The sequence below is a fragment of the Bacillus sp. TH17 genome (assembly GCF_016651125.1).
Classification (GTDB): Bacteria; Bacillota; Bacilli; order Bacillales; family Bacillaceae_G; genus Bacillus_A; species Bacillus_A mycoides.
This window is the reverse complement of record NZ_JAEKEN010000001.1, coordinates 2,530,048-2,545,912: the sequence shown is the minus strand read 5'-3', so window position 1 is coordinate 2,545,912 and position 15,865 is coordinate 2,530,048. Positions and strand designations below refer to the sequence as shown.

Genomic DNA, 15,865 nt, shown 5'->3' with positions numbered 1-15,865 from the left:
GCGCAAATGAACAGGTGCAGTGATATATTTTTGAGTTAAAAAGTGTTTTGATAAGGTGGGAATGGATATGAAAGAGGAGAATAAGAGAGGTTGGGGAAAGTACATACTATTTATATTTGTCCTAGTAGTAACGTACCAGTCTTTCACTTTATGTAAAGTGGAAGGAAAATCAATGCAGCCAACTTTACATGAAGAAGACTACGTATTTGTAAATAAAGCTGCGGTACATTTTTCTAGCTTACAGCATGGAGAAATCGTCATTATTAAGGAAGAGGATGAGTCGAAATATTATGTGAAACGTGTAATAGGGCTTCCTGGTGACATAATTAACATAACGAATGGAACTGTATACGTAAATGACAAAAAGCAAGATGAACCTTATATAAAAAAAGATTTATATAACAATACACAAGTGTTTTATAATTTTCAAAAGACAAAGATTCCACCAAATAAGTTATTTGTAATGGGAGACAATCGTGAACAAAGTAAGGATAGTCGAAATGGTTTAGGATATATTGAAGAAGATAATATAATAGGAAAAGTGGAATTTGTGTACTATCCTTTTTCGAAAATGAAAATCATAAAATAAGTGGGGATTCACAAAACCCCACTTATTAAAGTTTCACTTTAGCCCGCTATTTGCGGGCAGTAAGACTCCCACTTTAAAATTCAGCTGGGGCAAAGAAGTTAGGTGGGAGATCAACTGCCCGTAAAAGCCCGATTGGTGAAGGCTAATAATAAGTGGGGGATGGACAAAACCCCCACTTATTAAAGTTTCACTTTATCTTCTTTAAAAAACCTTTTGGATTAAATGATATGAAAAACTTATGTTTAGATTCATCGATTATGAAATTGCTATTTTTAGTTAAAAACTCTTCCACAGCTTCCATTGGGCCAGGTCCCCAATCAGGAAGGAGAGGATTTCCGTTAATACTTGTATCTTCTACAATAATGTAACTGCCAGTGGTTACAATAGATTTATAAAGTAAGAGTTCTTTCGATACATGTTCTTTACTATGATCAGAATCTAAAATAACTAAAATCACATCATCAGGTTTGCGCATACTTAATATTGATTGGACGGCCTGTACAGAAACAGATGAAGCTGTTAAATACGTAATTCGATTATGGGATGGCCGATTTGGTTGCGGAGTTATATCGATAGTAAGTACGTGACCTTTTCCAATTAAATCTAACATAGAAGCTAAAAACAGTGCACTACCACCGTGAAAAGTTCCGCATTCAATAATTAAATCAGGCTTTAATTCGTATAATATTTCTTGATATAAAAAGAGATCAGAAGGAAGTTTGCAGATTGGAACCCCGAACCAGTGTGTACCATGTAACCAAACGTTGCTGTCGTAATATTGTTTTAGAAATTCGCTACTAATGTTATCGATTTTGAATTCTCCTTTCTAAAAAGGATTCTTTCATACGTAAAGAGTTTACGTATGAAAGTTGTACTATATATTATGTGGTAAGGGATTATAAGGCGAGTGTTTTCACGTGAAAATAAGCCAAATAACACATGTGGAAAATGAATTGCTTGCAAAAGAAGATGTAAATGAAAGGAAATGATCGTATGTATAAGTACACAATTTGCTTCATTAGAAAAGGAGATAGAATACTTTTACTAAATAGAAACAAGAAGCCGACAATGGGAATGTGGAATGGTGTCGGAGGGAAAATAGAAGAGTATGAAACGCCATATGAAGGAGTCATTAGAGAAACCTTTGAGGAAACAGGAATAGAGCTTCCAAGTGTAACGTATAAAGGGAATGTTATTTTTAAAGTTAAAGACGAACCTTTGGGTAGTGAGGGAATGTATGTATTCCTAGCTGATTTACCAGATGGAGTACATATTGATAAGCCAGTAAGCACTCATGAAGGTATATTAGAATGGAAGTCAATTGATTGGATATTAGATGGTGATAATAGAGGTGTAGTTAGCAATTTGCAAAGATATTTACCGACATTATTAAGTGAGGACAACAATTTAGAGCATATATTCATATATGATAATCGGAATATTATTGATTACAAAACTACACTTTTGATAGAAGATAATACGAAAAAACGATATGAAAAATATCTCGTTTCTCAATAAGAGAAGAAACGTTAAAATACGAAGAGAAAGCCAAATTCTTTATGGGAATTTGGCTTTTTACAAGGAATGCTAATTCAAATTTTACTCTTTATAATTTGCTTTAATAATAAAGCGGTGTTGCTTCACATCGAAATATCCTTTTTGCAAGATAATCTCATGTATGCGATATAATTCCTCGTTATAGCTTTCTACTGTAAAATCAGGAATTTGCCACGGAATTGCTTGCAAGTAATAGACAACAGCACCGACATCATAAAAACGCTGAAGAGGGAATTCTTCTTTCGCTTCTAAAATAGTAAATCCATTTTGTTCTAATTCACTACATGCCGTTTCGAGTGACCAACTTGAAAATTCGCTATTCAGCGGTGTGCCAAACTGCTCATTCAGTTCCGCACAATCAAGACCACCGACTTGTTGTGTAAGAAATGTTCCATTGATGGAAAGACTTCTTTTCACTTCAGAAGCAGAATAGGATTCATGTTGATTCACAATTAAATCAAACTGACCATCTTGAAATGGTAAAGCAGTATCATCAGTCACTTCTACGACTATAACTCCTAAAGGTTCTAATTTCTTTCGTGCAATCGGGACATTCGGAGCATAGCCCTCAGTCGCATAAATAGTTGACGGGAACGGTTGTAACATAGATAAAAACTCTCCGCCACCAGTCCCCATATCTAGCATTGATTTTGCACGTTGCATAAGCTGGAAAGCAGTGCTACCGTATGACCATGATAGGGGCTCGCTATTCATACGGCCAGTTTCTGAAATGCAAGAGAAATCCCAGCCGCTAAAGTTAGTCTTTGCACTTTCTAATAGTGCTGAAAATAATGGATCACGTTTCATATTGTTGTCCTCCTATTTCGTTAATAAATGATATAGTAAGAAAAGAAAAAGGGAGGACCTCTTATTAAAGTGGAACGGTTTTATGTTTCGTGTTCGAATAGATTCATATAAATTAGCTCCTTGCGAGAATGGTTATTTATATATTCGGGAGTATCGAGTGAAAATCCTTTGGAATTATAAGGGAAGGCAGTTGTTTAATGAAAAATTGGATGAAGTTTACAGACAAAGAGAGCGATCAAATATGGGATAGGGTATATAGTGATTTTGAGTTTTCACCAAGTATTTCTATATTCCCATCATTTAAGGTGCCAAGTCCTTTTGTGACATATGATATTTCTCATTGCTTTGGAGAATCGGTAGATTTAAATGTATATGACGACCTGGAAGAAAAAGCATTACTAGTTTTTAAAGAGAATACAGTATCGGATGAATATATAATGGCACTTGATTGGCAACATGAATGTTACTGGGTAAATCCACATTTAAAGTTTGATAGAAATGAATTTGATGAGTGGACAATCCCGATTTTTCCAAATGGAGATTATTATTTCTTTATTCAGAAGGACTTTAAGTGGGGGTATTTAGGCCATCCTTGGGAGAAGAGTATAACGATATTTGGAAAAGAATTAATAGATGCTTTTGATCAACATAAACCGGAAATGTTTCATAAGATTTTAAGGCAGGGTTAATGTTTAAAAAAGAAAAAACGTTTATACTTCCAAATGAAGTATAAACGTTTTTATTATTAGCTGTTTTCATATAGATTGTTGCTTTCTTTACAAATACTTAAAAACAAAAATCTTTTGGTAAAGTGCCATTTTTTATCACCGTTCTTAATCCATGTTTCATAATCCAAGGATTAACTTGATGGTTTTTATCGAGTAATTGTTGCAACCATTGAAAAACGAGTTCGTTATCTTCTTTCGTAATATCATTAATGTGATTGGCTACAGATTTTTGAACATACTTAGAAGGGTCATTCATTAATGGCTCAAGAAGCTTTAAATTATTTCTGAAGTCACCTTTCAAAGCTCCTATTTTTTTTGCCCAAGGAAGTCTAGGTCTAGTACCTTCTGAAACTAATCTCCTGATGTGGCTGTTTTCATCACGTAACCATTGCTGCAATATGTCTAAGGTTTCTTCATGGTATTTTTCAAGATAAGGACGAATGGCATATTCAGCAGTATTTCTTTTTGTTATTTCATACATTGCGTTGAATGAGGAGTCAAAATCGTTAAGCCCATATTTTTCAACGTATTTTGCGATAGGCATATACATATAACCCTTTGTAAATGTGCCGACTTCTGTTGTATTTTCTGGTCCCAATGTTTTCAGTAATATATGTATTGCTTCATTAAAATCTTTTTGTAATGCATTGTGTAATTCATCTGCTATTACTTCTATACGTTGCTTTAACTCTAAATTTTCAACTTTATATGTTACGGAATCTACAAAATTTTTTTAGAGAAATTAGGAACGTGTTTAGAAATAGAATCAGCCATTTTTTCTGCTAATTCTTCGTTAAATAAAAATTTTAACGGAACATATTTACCCATTTTTTCACCTCAGTGGTCAGTTAAAAACAATTGTTATTTTTTAATCGACAACCCATACACCAACGTCTCACTTGGAGTCGTAATACTAAAACCAGTTGTTTTATAATCAACTTTTAACGTATCACCAGTGTAGTCTTTCGTGAATGAGTCCATTTGTATAATAAGCTGTTCATCTTCATATACAACATCATCCGCATTATATGTATCCCAAATTAAATCAACATCAACAAAAATGCTGCAAGAGTTTGTCATTGTCCCTCTAATGCGAATAATCTTTTTGTCTTCACGTTCTAGTCTATGTATAGCAACTTTTGCTTCATCAGTAATACGAATGTTCATGTAATCCCAACCTTTATTTATATTTCCTCTATTATTGCAAAAACAGGAGAAATAGGGAAGGGAGAAGCATTGCATTAAAAAAACGAGCAAACAATTTTGTTTGCTCGTTTTGCTATACTCTATTTCAGTTCACATTTATCAAGTGGAATGACTTTCGTTTTCTTAGTAAATTTATAACCTAACCATAGTACTAAGAAGAGTGGTAAACCGATGTAAGAAACGAGTACACCGTTCCAGTCGATAGATGCTCCTGTAAATGCTCCGTAGTTTTGACCTAAAATAACGATAACACAAAGTGTAAATGCAAAGATTGGACCGAACGGGAACCATTTTGCTTGATATGGTAAATCTTTTAAATCTTTCCCTTGTGCAATATAAGCTTTACGGAAACGGTAATGACTAATAGCAATCCCGACCCAAGCAATAAATCCTGACATCCCAGAAGCATTTAATAACCAAATGTATACAACACCGTCACCGAATAAAGAGGCGATGAAAGCGACGCTACCAACTACTGATGTTGCGATTAATGCGTTAACAGGTACACCACGGCTATCTAATTTTCCTAAGAACTTAGGTGCTTTTCCTTGGCGAGCTAAATCCCAAAGCATACGAGTTGATGCATACATTCCAGAGTTACCAGCAGAAAGTACTGCAGTTAAAATAACAGCGTTCATAACAGAAGCAGCGAAGGCAACGCCCACTTTTTCAAATACTAGTGTAAATGGACTTACTGTAACATCACTTGCTGCAAGGCTATCAGTCGTATAAGGAATTAATAAACCGATAACGAGAATTGCTAAAATATAGAATAATATAATGCGCCAAAAGATAGAACGAATTGCTTTCGGAATATTGCGTTCTGGATCAGCAGTTTCACCAGCAGCTACTCCTAATAATTCAGTTCCTTGGAATGAGAAACCAGCTGCCATAAATACACCGATAATTGCCATGATGCCGCCATTAAATGGTGCATCTGCAACAGTGAAGTTTTTAAAACCGACAGCTTCGCCGCCCATAATTCCAAAAATCATCATAAAACCGACAATTAAAAAGATAATAATAGTAACTACTTTAATAAGTGCGAACCAATATTCAGATTCACCAAAACCTTTAACAGATAAATAGTTTAAGAGAAAAATAATAGCTAAACAAAGTCCACTCCAAATAAGAGCAGGGGTATCTGGGAACCAAAATTTCATAATTAATGTTACGGCTGCTAGTTCAGCTGCAATCGTAATCGCCCAGTTATACCAATAGTTCCATCCAAGTGCAAAACCAAGTGATGGATCAACAAATTTTGTTGCATAAGTGCTAAAAGATCCAGTAACAGGCATGTAAGCTGCGAGTTCTGCTAAGCTTGTCATTAAAAAATAAACCATAATTCCAATTGCGGCATATGCGACTAATGCACCGCCAGGACCAGCTGAATGGATAACACCACCACTGGCAAGAAATAATCCGGTACCGATTGTACCACCGAGAGAAATCATCGTAAGGTGACGAGATTTTAATCCGCGTTTTAATTCACCTTGTCCTTGTGTAGTTTGCGTTTTAGAGGTAGATTGATTTGTTGCGCTATTCATGTTCAACACTCCTTTTCTTGTAGGTTAGGAAGGAGCGGGGGAGAAAAATACAAAAAACCGCCAAAGGAATTAGGCGGAACGTTTCATAAATAACCACCCCATCATACCCTTCCGTTAAGATAGCACACCACGTTTACACGGTAATTTTGTAAACGTGACAGTTCTGTTCCTTTCGGAGACAGCCCCAGCTCATATTTCCAGAGAAGAAATATAAACTTCGGCAACTTTTCCTTTCAAACGGAGTCAGTGACATTCGCTGTGTCTCGTCCATTTTACTTTTAAAAGTCGCAACCTCTACCTCATCGGATTGATGAGGATTTATAAATTGCTATGATTTTTAATATATGACAATTGTAATGATTTTCTGAATATATTGCAAGGGATTTTGTTAGGAAAAGTCAAAAAATATCGGTTATTGAATAGGAAACGCTTGCAAAACTCCACCCGAACCTACTTTTATGTAACAATAAGCAAAGAAAAAATTGTTATACAAATGTTTCGCAAAAAATATTGAAAAACCCTTTAAAATTAAAAGAAAATTCAGAAAATATAATTCGACATAACTATTAAAAGGGGATTATTCCTTAAATTCGTTTCAAAGAAATAAGTATAAATCTAATAAATAGAATGAATATTCTTTTTATTTCTGATAAAATTGAGGTATTGTTTAATTGAAAAGGGGATATCATTATGAAATTAGAAACGGAAAGATTATATATAGTACCGTGTACAGAAGAATGGATTCAAATTGCGAATAATCAAGGATACAATAGTGGCCCACATATTGTAGGGCATATAGAAAATGTGAAACGAGATGTGGCTTCATTACCGTGGGGACCGTGGTATGTTATTCGGAAAGAGGATGATGTTGTTCTAGGTGATATAGGATTTAAAGGGAAACCGAATGAGCAACATACGGTAGAAATTGGTTACGGATTTATTGAGAAATATTGGAATAAAGGGTATGCAACAGAAGCAGTTAGTGAATTAATGAAATGGGCTTTTCAAACAGGGGAAGTGGAAATGATTATAGCGGAGACACTCCTTGATAACTATAGCTCCATTCGTGTATTAGAGAAATTACATATGAAAAGAGTAAATAGTACTGAAACGATGGTCAATTGGAAAATAGAAAAATAAAAAATACCGCTCGAAGTAAATCGGGCGGTATTATTATTAATTATGGTAGCATTTGTTTTTGATCTTTCGGATAGCCGGCTGTCGATACGTTAGAACGATTGGAATGATTACGAACAGCAATAAAAATAGATATAATAACGACAAGACCAACTGCAACGTAAGAAAGTGAAATAATAGTTGGATCTACTTTAAATGTAGTAAGCAGTGTACGTATATTCGTAAAGATAATAAGTCCGCCAACGAGTACGCCAAGTAAATGAGAAGGAACGATGCGTACTAACCATGCGGCGATTGGTGCGGCAACAATACCACCAAGCATGAGGGCAAATACCCAAACCCAGCTTACTTGTTCCCAGCCAAGTGAAATGAAAAAGCCAATCGTTGCAGCGAGTGAAACAGGAAATTCACTCGTATCTACAGATCCAATAACTTTTCTAGCTTCATTTCCTCTTGCAAGAAGAACAGGTGTCGTAATCGGCCCCCAACCACCGCCGCCAGTTGAATCGACGAATCCAGCGAATAAGCCAAGTGGTACAAGTTGTTTAGCAGACATACGCTTATTTGAAGAAACAATTTGTTTTTGAATGATGAATCGTAATAAAATATAAACCCCTAAAGTAAATAAAAATATGGAAATGTACGGTTTAATTACATCACCAGGTAAATTGCTTAAAAAACATGCCCCAATAAATGCGCCAATTGCTCCTGGTAATGTAAGTCTGGAAACTGTATATTTATCAACGTTTCCAAATTTGATATGAGATGCACCAGAAGCGGCGGTTGTAACGACTTCAGCTAAATGAACTGATGCGGAAGCTACAGCTGGTGCGATACCAAACATTAATAATAGTGAGGTAGACGTTACCCCGTACGCCATACCAAGTGCGCCATCAATCAATTGAGCGAAAAATCCAATAATAGCAAAGACAATTAATTTCTGCATAAATAATCCCCCTGTAATAATAAATGAAAAAGACACTTTTCCCGTATGAGAAAAGTGCCTTTGGTTTTTCCAATCAGCAATAATTAAATTTGTTTTATTATAATACACATTAATCGTATAAATCAACTGGGTTTTAAAGTTTTTTGAATTGAACGAAAGAAAAATAAAATATACAATAAAAGGATGGAGAGAAAGGGGAGAAAGACTATGTTAGCATTTGATCATCTCGTTCACGCAGTGCATTGTACACCGGAGGAAGCGGCAAAACAAATGCAGGAGCATGGATTTCATACTGCATTAGGCGGTGAGCATACGACTTGGGGTACTTGGAATAGTTTATGTTATTTTGATTTATCATATATAGAATTTTTAGCAGTTCAGCATGAAGAAAAAGCGAAAGAAGCAGAAAATCCATTAGTACAAGAAACAGTGGTGAAATTAAAAAATGGAGAAGGGATGCTACAAATCGCAATTCGAACAGATGCAATTGAAGAACTAGCAGTTAAATTTAGTAAGCACGGCTTACATACGATAGGACCATTTGAAGGGAAACGGATGAGAAAAGATGGCCGGCTTTTAGAATGGAAAATGTTATTTGTAAAGCAAGAAGAGAATGGACCGAAATTACCATTCTTTATACAGTGGAATGAAACGGATGAAGAAAGAAGAAACGATTTACGTAAAATAGGGACGATCACTGAACATAAAAATAAAGTACAAGAAATTGAAACGATTCATTATACGGTGAAAAATGTTCGAGAAACAGTGCGGAAATGGAAAGAAGTAATGGAGCTAACTGCAAATTCAATCATACAAAATGAAGAATGGAATGCTGAGTGTCAAAGTGTATCGTTTGGTGATGTTCATGTGCAGTTTTGTGAACCAGTTGGAGAAGGGCTAGTACTAGAACGTTTGAAGCATCATGGCGAATATCCATTTGCAGTGGAGTTTAAAGGGGAAAATAAACGAGAGTATGAAGTGTTAGGTAGTTTGTTCGTATATTAATAGAGGTGAGTTTTGTGGAAGAAATGTTAAGAGAGATAGAAAGAAAACTAGAGTGGTCACGTATTGTAAAATGTACAGCTATTACAAAAGGTTTTTCACACGAAGAGAAGTATAAAATTGACCTAGAGAATCGAGAAACTTATTTTGTAAAAGTGTGTGATTCTGCTAATTATGAACGAAAACAAGAAGAATATATGTATATGAAACAATTGGAGTTATTACATATTCCAACGCCGAAGTTAATTCATTTCATAAAACTTGAGGGATTAAATAAATGTGTTCAAGTATTTGAATGGATCCAAGGTGTAAATGGTGAAGAGAGCTTAAGCAAGCTATCGGTGGAAGAACAGTATAATGCAGGAAGAAAAGCAGGGGAAATATTAAAGAGAATTCACTCGATAGAAAGAGAAAGTGCAAGTAATAAATGGGAAATATTTAGGTGGAATAAGTATGAAAGGTACATAGAGGCATTAGCAGATTATGAGGTGAATTTTCTGGATTTGAAGCCAGTATTAACCTTTGTAGAAAATCATAAAGACTTATTGAAAAATCGGCCTATCACATTTTTACACGATGATTACCACCCAGCAAATAGTATGATTCACAATAAAGAGTTTATCGTTATTGATTTTTGTGGATATGATTTTGGCGATCCAATACACGATTTTTATAATGTAGCGATTTTTACTACAAGAATAAGCAAACCATTTGCGGTTGGACAAGTTCACGGTTATTGCGGAGGCGATCCGTCAATCCACTTTTGGAAACTGTATTCATTATATGCAGCGATGACATTCCCAGCGGATATCGTATGGACAAACCGAACTACACCACATTTAGTAGAGGATATGAAAGAAAGATTGAACCGAATTATAGAAGATCATAATCATTTTTCATCTTATATTCCAAAATGGTATCAATCACAACATGAGGATATAATAAACAATAAATAACGGAGGGATTCATTTGGATAAAATTGCGGTAATTTCAGATATACATGGTAATATTCCGGCATTAGAATCAGTACTGAAAGATATTAAATTAAGAGGAATTGAACGTATTATTTGTCTTGGAGATTTAGTAGGAAAAGGTCCGCATTCTAGCGAAGCAATTGAAATCGTTCGTAAAGAATGCGAAGGAACCGTAATGGGAAACTGGGATGATTTCATTACAAAACCGACTGAATTTGAAGCGTTAAAATGGCATCAAAAACAATTGTCAGAAGAACAAAATGAGTATTTAAGAAGCTTACCATTTTCAATCGAGTTTTATATGAGTGGGAAACTGATTCGTATGTTCCACGCTTCACCGAGAAGTTTGTATGAAAGAATTCAACCACATGCAACAAGAGAAGAGCGTATTAGTATGTTCGAAAATAGTGAGCTCACAGAGAATATAGAAGGGGAAAGAAAACCAGATGTCGTTTGTTACGGTGACGTTCATCAGGCGTATGTGCAAAATTTTAGAGGGAAAACGTTATGTAATGCTGGTAGTGTAGGTAATCCACTTGAAATTACACAAGCTTCCTATTTAATTTTTGAAGGAACATACAATGAAAAAGAAGCAGCAAGCTTTTCCATTCAACTCGTACGTGTACCATATGATATTGAACTAGCCATCAGACTAGCAGAAGAACTCGATATGCCAGAAATTGAAGAATACAAACAAGAGTTACGGACGGCTTTATATCGAGGGTTTAAGGGGAAATAAGGAAAATATAAATCAATAAAAATATATCTATCATAACTTAAAATATATCAACGATTTTTTTAAATATATCGATTTACCAACAAATAGCGATGAATTTAATTTACTGCAATTATATTATGTAAACAATATACAGGAGGGAATGTCATGCTCCGAAAACAATACATGAAAGAAATTGCTGATCATATTTTAACGTTAAAATTAACCCATCCAATAAGAGTTGGAGTAAATGGTATTACAGCTTCAGGAAAGACAACATTTGCAAACGAACTGGCAGAGGAAATGAAAAATCGGGGAGTACAAGTAATACGCACCAGCATTGACGATTTTCATAACCCGAGAGTGATTCGTTATGCACAAGGAAAAGAGTCTGCAAGAGGGTATTATGAAGATGCACACGATTATACAGCTTTCAAAGAAAGGCTATTAAAACCTTTAGGACCTAACGGGAATTTACAGTATGAAACGATTTCTCATAACTTAATAACGGACATGCCTGTACATAATACGCCGCTAGTGGCCTCGCCAACTATGGTGCTAATAGTAGATGGAACATTTTTATTGAAAAAAGAAATTGAGTATCTATTTGACTATAAAATTTTCGTAGATACAGATTTTGAGATTGCGAGAAACCGTGGTGCAGAGCGCGAGACTGAGGCTTTTGGAAGTTATGAAGAAGCAGAGAAAATGTTTATAAACAGATATCATGCAGCTTGTAAGAGGTATATAGATGAGCATAATCCGAAAGAATGTGCGAATGTTATATTTCAGAATAGTAATTTTGATGATCCGGTAGTTGTATTTAAATGAATTTAAAATCGTTTATATAGCAAAAAGTTCGTGAAAGGGGATGCGTCGGGTGGATAAAAAAGATAATCCGAACGATTGGCCTGTATGGGCGAATGAGTCAGTAGAGATAGTTAATGCAAATCCTGATTGGCAAGATAAAGGACGATGTGAAGAACAGCAACTTTATGAACTGCTTACTCCTCTCGGTATTAGCAAAGTAATACATATAGGAAGTACATCCATACCTGGTTTACCTGCAAAACCTATCATTGATCTAATGGCTGAAACAGACTCATTTGATAGAGTGCTCGATATTTCAGCAAAATTGTCTATATATGATTGGCATTATGTAGGCCCGGAATTAGATGAAAGACCTTGGAGAAGGTTCTTTGTGAAAGTGAAGAATAATAGGCGTGTAGCTCACCTGCATTTAATGGTTAAAGGAACTGAGCGATGGGAGCAACAACTTTTATTTCGTAACCGCTTACGAGAAAATCCACAATTAGTTTATGATTATTCAAATCTGAAACAAGATTTAGCTAAAAGATATAACCAAGATAGAGAAGCATACACAAAAGCTAAAACAGAGTTTATTAAACAAGTTCTAAAATGATTTAATTTTTGATTGTAAATACGTTTGAATACAAATGAAAAAAATACTTTATTTTATAACTTAAACTTACATGAAATGCATGCAAACAAAGTGAGAAGCTTTGGTGTTCCAATGTATTTCCTTTTATTTCTCGGGAGAAATTTATATAATTGAATCAAGTTCATAGAAAGATAGGGACTAAAACTATATTAAAAGTCGACTTAATTTTATGAGGGAAATTACAGGGGATAAGGCGAAAAGAAGTTAAAAAACGTAAAAAGGGGACAGGAAATATAATGACAGAAGTACTAGAACTAAAAGAAGAATTACAACAAATTCAAAATAATAATTATGCTGTGCCAGAAGATGTAGATGCATATCCATATGCACAGTGGATGCTAGATTATATCGGATCACCTGATGCTGAATTACGTGATGATTTGATTTATAGTACGCTTCACAAATGGATTACAAATGATGTATTTAGACAAAAAGAATTACGAGGATTAATGTTACAAGCGATTAGTCCTGATTATTTATTTTATAAAATTGGTGAAAAGGGCACAGATTCTGTATTTAAACGTGCGTTCTCCGTATTAATTCCGCCGCTTATTTTATCTGTTCATGAAAGAGAACCACTGTTATCTGAAGAACAACTGTATAGTGTGGCAGAACAAGTTCTGGAATATGTCTATTTAGAAGAAGATGTAAGAGGTTACGTAGAAGGAAAAGGCTGGGCACATTCTACTGCACATGCGGCAGATGCACTAGATGCTTTAGCACGTACAATACAAAATCGTGAGTTTTCATATGCAATACTAGCTGCTGTTCGTCAGAAGGTTCGATTGAATGACTACGTATACATACACTTTGAGGATGAGAGATTAGTAACGCCAATTATGTCGTTGCGTAACCAAAATATTTTAACTGAAGAAGAGTGGAGCAATTGGCTACATAGTATAGCAATTGTTGAAGATATCCCACATCCTCAACATGATATTTTAGTACAAAATATTAGAGCTTTCTTAAGAAGTTTATATTTCAGAGCTTTAGAGAAAGAGGGCGCTACTGCCTTTACAGATGATATATTGGAGACTTTGGAGAAATTGCGTAGATATTAAAAAAGCAGAATATCTAGTCTATCACTAGATTCCATTATAAATGAGCATGTAAGCAAAGAATAAGATTAAAAAACCGATTATACCTGTAGGTTCCCTACAAAAATAATCGGTTTTTTTAGTTGAATTGAAATTTTAGACTTAAATATACACGAGCTTATATGTAATAACGAATGTATTAAATATGTAGTTGTGGATTTTTCTCATATAAACTATTAACATACTGTTTTAAATTCTTGATGAATAATAGAATCTCTTGACTAGGCATTCTAGCATGTTGAAGATGAAATATGTTTCCTTTTCCGATTTCCAATTCATTTGAAGTCAAAGTAATAGGGATATTCCTAAAGACATGCCATGGAAAATACAAGTGTACAAAAGTTTCTCTAAAATATATACCTGATTGACAAATTAATGCTCCATCGGATCCTTTACTCAAATTACCAAGGACAGATGTATCTAAAAAAGCAATGATTTCTTCTTCTTTTGAAACAATGTATCGTGCCCCAATTTCTTTTAATTTTTTGTGTGAAATATGAGTGTCTACAAATAACCCATTATCAGGTTCTAATAATTCATTGTACGTCTCAAACAAAGAACAGGTTGATTTTATCTCATCAACTTTTATAACTGGATGTATATCATTTTGCTTTGAATTTTGGAATGAATTTGTAAGAGTTATAAGTAATTCTTTAAATAACAGTGGAGGATAATCACTTCCGTTAATATTAAAGCTTTTTTGTGCATCAAAAGATAAAAAGCTATCTTTATCAATTTCAATTTTTTGCACTTTATTTAATTGATCCCATTTTATATTTCCTTTACCTAACAGCCAATTTTTCCAGTATAAACCTGAATTTGTAAAGTAAACACCATATTTTCCTGATCCAAACAAGTTACAACTTAAAAAAGCAAAAATTTGGTCATCCGTTGGTATAGAAAAACGTTTTTTGGCAATTGATAAGAAATCTTTAGGGATTTTAGTAACATAAAATCTAGACTGCTGATACTCTAAACAAATATCAGTTAAACGATTAATATCTATATTCAACATAATCATTCTCCATTTCATATTTCTTTTCGATATAAATAAATTATAATATTATCAGGAAAATATTAACACTTAAATTAAGAGATACTCTATAGGATTCTAAAATGAATTTGTATTAGATTGAAAAAATTATGATTCGGGTTATCTTTTTGAGGGAGTGTATTTTTGTGAACTTGATGGAAGAAGTACATAAAACTAATGCCTTCCAAACATACTAATAAAATGTGTTGGAGGTGAAATTTATGGACAAAAAAGACTTTGAAAAAGTTTATAATGATTACTTACATCAAGGAGAAGAGCAAGCTCAATTTGAAGTAGACAATGAAGTCAATTCAGGAGCAGAACAAATTGTTGCCGTTCGTAAAAATGATGATGGGGATTTAATTGCTTTTAAGACAAGTAGCGGGAGAGAGTTAGATTATATTACTGCTCTTAGTGAAGCGAAATCAGGGAAGTTAGCTCATGTGGACGTATTTCATAAGTATGGTAGAGATATTATACGTAGTGAACCTGATGGAATAAAGGAAAATAACTTAGATAATTTACCTTCATTTTAAACAGGTAAACCTCAAGAAGAGAATGTTCATTTGGATATTCTCTTCTTTGTTTTGCGAAGTTTTCCTTGCAAATAGACGGTTCATTTTTTAAGTTCGATTATACTTTTAAAGAGCACTCTAAACTTCTCTTTATCTTCTGCTGTAAATGGTTTCGGTCCCTTTGTACGCTTACCGCTTTTTCGAACCATTGCACTTAAATACCGTGTTTGTAACAATTGTTCAATGTTTTCATTCGTATACTTATAGCCTTTATGGTGTAGAACGATACAGCCTTTTGCTAAAGCAAGCGAAGCAAGACCATAATCTTGCGTTACGATTAAATCTTCTTTTTTTGCTAACTGCATAATCCGGTAATCCGCAGCATCCGCTCCGGAATCAACATAAATTGTTTCTACTCCTGATGGCTGTTCCGCATTAGAATAATGAGAAAAGCTAGTAACGAGGGTAACAGGAATTTCAGCATTCGTAGCTTCATAAATAATCACATCTTTTACAGGACAAGCATCTGCATCAACGTAAATTTTCATTT

18 protein-coding genes, 1 pseudogene and 1 riboswitch are annotated in these 15,865 nt (G+C 34.3%); of the genes and pseudogenes, 11 read left to right on the top strand and 8 right to left on the bottom strand.

Annotated elements, in window-relative coordinates:
• The first annotated feature begins 67 nt into the window (after positions 1–67).
• Positions 68–589 carry a signal peptidase I gene (gene lepB, locus JFT95_RS12970; RefSeq protein ID WP_201052458.1) on the top strand — a complete coding sequence of 174 codons (522 nt, stop codon included), beginning with the start codon at positions 68–70 and terminating at the stop codon, positions 587–589.
• A gap of 187 nt (positions 590–776) precedes the next feature.
• Here lepB and JFT95_RS12965 read toward each other — a convergent pair whose 3' ends face one another.
• Positions 777–1,400 (bottom strand): cephalosporin hydroxylase family protein, encoded by a 624-nt coding sequence (locus JFT95_RS12965; RefSeq protein ID WP_080118273.1) that lies wholly within the window; start codon positions 1,398–1,400, stop codon positions 777–779.
• 182 nt (positions 1,401–1,582) lie between these two features.
• On the opposite strand from JFT95_RS12965, the gene JFT95_RS12960 reads away from it, so the two are divergent.
• Entirely contained in the window at positions 1,583–2,107 is a 525-nt protein-coding gene (locus JFT95_RS12960) for an NUDIX hydrolase (RefSeq protein WP_201052456.1), read from the top strand.
• An 81-nt stretch (positions 2,108–2,188) separates the two neighbouring features.
• Here JFT95_RS12960 and JFT95_RS12955 read toward each other — a convergent pair whose 3' ends face one another.
• Positions 2,189–2,953, bottom strand: a complete 765-nt coding sequence (locus tag JFT95_RS12955; protein ID WP_201052455.1) for a class I SAM-dependent methyltransferase — start codon at positions 2,951–2,953, stop codon at positions 2,189–2,191.
• 197 nt (positions 2,954–3,150) lie between these two features.
• On the opposite strand from JFT95_RS12955, the gene JFT95_RS12950 reads away from it, so the two are divergent.
• Positions 3,151–3,642, top strand: coding sequence for a DUF2716 domain-containing protein (locus JFT95_RS12950; RefSeq protein WP_193653747.1), 492 nt, complete (start codon positions 3,151–3,153; stop codon positions 3,640–3,642).
• 97 nt (positions 3,643–3,739) lie between these two features.
• Here JFT95_RS12950 and JFT95_RS12945 read toward each other — a convergent pair.
• The 3 genes and pseudogenes from JFT95_RS12945 to JFT95_RS12935 form a co-directional block, all read right to left on the bottom strand.
• Positions 3,740–4,509, bottom strand: a pseudogene (locus JFT95_RS12945) (DNA alkylation repair protein).
• Positions 4,510–4,542: 33 nt separating this feature from the next.
• The gene (locus JFT95_RS12940; RefSeq protein ID WP_063218291.1) at positions 4,543–4,848 is read right to left on the bottom strand and encodes an iron-sulfur cluster biosynthesis family protein; all 306 of its coding nucleotides are present in this window, start codon (positions 4,846–4,848) and stop codon (positions 4,543–4,545) included.
• Between the two features lie 119 nt (positions 4,849–4,967).
• Complete coding sequence (locus JFT95_RS12935) at positions 4,968–6,434, bottom strand: amino acid permease (protein ID WP_201052454.1); 1,467 nt, start codon at positions 6,432–6,434, stop codon at positions 4,968–4,970.
• A gap of 112 nt (positions 6,435–6,546) precedes the next feature.
• A riboswitch (Lysine riboswitch) is annotated at positions 6,547–6,739 on the bottom strand.
• A gap of 385 nt (positions 6,740–7,124) precedes the next feature.
• On the opposite strand from JFT95_RS12935, the gene JFT95_RS12930 reads away from it, so the two are divergent.
• Positions 7,125–7,574 carry a GNAT family N-acetyltransferase gene (locus JFT95_RS12930; RefSeq protein ID WP_088039674.1) on the top strand — a complete coding sequence of 150 codons (450 nt, stop codon included), beginning with the start codon at positions 7,125–7,127 and terminating at the stop codon, positions 7,572–7,574.
• A 40-nt stretch (positions 7,575–7,614) separates the two neighbouring features.
• Here JFT95_RS12930 and JFT95_RS12925 read toward each other — a convergent pair whose 3' ends face one another.
• Positions 7,615–8,517: a sulfite exporter TauE/SafE family protein gene (locus JFT95_RS12925; RefSeq protein WP_002127976.1), complete on the bottom strand. Its 903-nt coding sequence runs from the start codon at positions 8,515–8,517 to the stop codon at positions 7,615–7,617.
• Between the two features lie 207 nt (positions 8,518–8,724).
• Here JFT95_RS12925 and JFT95_RS12920 point away from each other — a divergent pair, with 207 nt between their 5' ends.
• The 6 genes from JFT95_RS12920 to JFT95_RS12895 all read left to right on the top strand — a co-directional run bounded on the left by JFT95_RS12920 (position 8,725) and on the right by JFT95_RS12895 (position 13,731).
• The gene (locus JFT95_RS12920; protein WP_002032964.1) at positions 8,725–9,522 is read left to right on the top strand and encodes a VOC family protein; all 798 of its coding nucleotides are present in this window, start codon (positions 8,725–8,727) and stop codon (positions 9,520–9,522) included.
• A 14-nt stretch (positions 9,523–9,536) separates the two neighbouring features.
• Positions 9,537–10,475 (top strand): aminoglycoside phosphotransferase family protein, encoded by a 939-nt coding sequence (locus tag JFT95_RS12915; protein WP_201052453.1) that lies wholly within the window; start codon positions 9,537–9,539, stop codon positions 10,473–10,475.
• 13 nt (positions 10,476–10,488) lie between these two features.
• Positions 10,489–11,232, top strand: coding sequence for a metallophosphoesterase family protein (locus JFT95_RS12910; protein ID WP_098635631.1), 744 nt, complete (start codon positions 10,489–10,491; stop codon positions 11,230–11,232).
• Positions 11,233–11,376: 144 nt separating this feature from the next.
• Positions 11,377–12,039: an AAA family ATPase gene (locus JFT95_RS12905; protein ID WP_201052452.1), complete on the top strand. Its 663-nt coding sequence runs from the start codon at positions 11,377–11,379 to the stop codon at positions 12,037–12,039.
• A gap of 49 nt (positions 12,040–12,088) precedes the next feature.
• On the top strand, positions 12,089–12,631 hold the full coding sequence (locus JFT95_RS12900) for a GrpB family protein (RefSeq protein WP_016101128.1): 543 nt from the start codon (positions 12,089–12,091) through the stop codon (positions 12,629–12,631).
• A gap of 275 nt (positions 12,632–12,906) precedes the next feature.
• On the top strand, positions 12,907–13,731 hold the full coding sequence (locus tag JFT95_RS12895; protein WP_002013583.1) for a DUF2785 domain-containing protein: 825 nt from the start codon (positions 12,907–12,909) through the stop codon (positions 13,729–13,731).
• A gap of 175 nt (positions 13,732–13,906) precedes the next feature.
• Here JFT95_RS12895 and JFT95_RS12890 read toward each other — a convergent pair whose 3' ends face one another.
• On the bottom strand, positions 13,907–14,782 hold the full coding sequence (locus JFT95_RS12890; RefSeq protein ID WP_201052451.1) for a hypothetical protein: 876 nt from the start codon (positions 14,780–14,782) through the stop codon (positions 13,907–13,909).
• A gap of 239 nt (positions 14,783–15,021) precedes the next feature.
• Between JFT95_RS12890 and JFT95_RS12885 the strand changes: the two genes are divergently transcribed.
• Positions 15,022–15,336: a DUF3892 domain-containing protein gene (locus tag JFT95_RS12885; protein ID WP_033715815.1), complete on the top strand. Its 315-nt coding sequence runs from the start codon at positions 15,022–15,024 to the stop codon at positions 15,334–15,336.
• Positions 15,337–15,416: 80 nt separating this feature from the next.
• Here the strand turns inward: JFT95_RS12885 and JFT95_RS12880 are convergent, their stop codons facing one another.
• The gene (locus JFT95_RS12880) at positions 15,417–15,863 is read right to left on the bottom strand and encodes a YaiI/YqxD family protein (RefSeq protein ID WP_088039668.1); all 447 of its coding nucleotides are present in this window, start codon (positions 15,861–15,863) and stop codon (positions 15,417–15,419) included.
• Positions 15,864–15,865 lie beyond the last annotated feature (2 nt).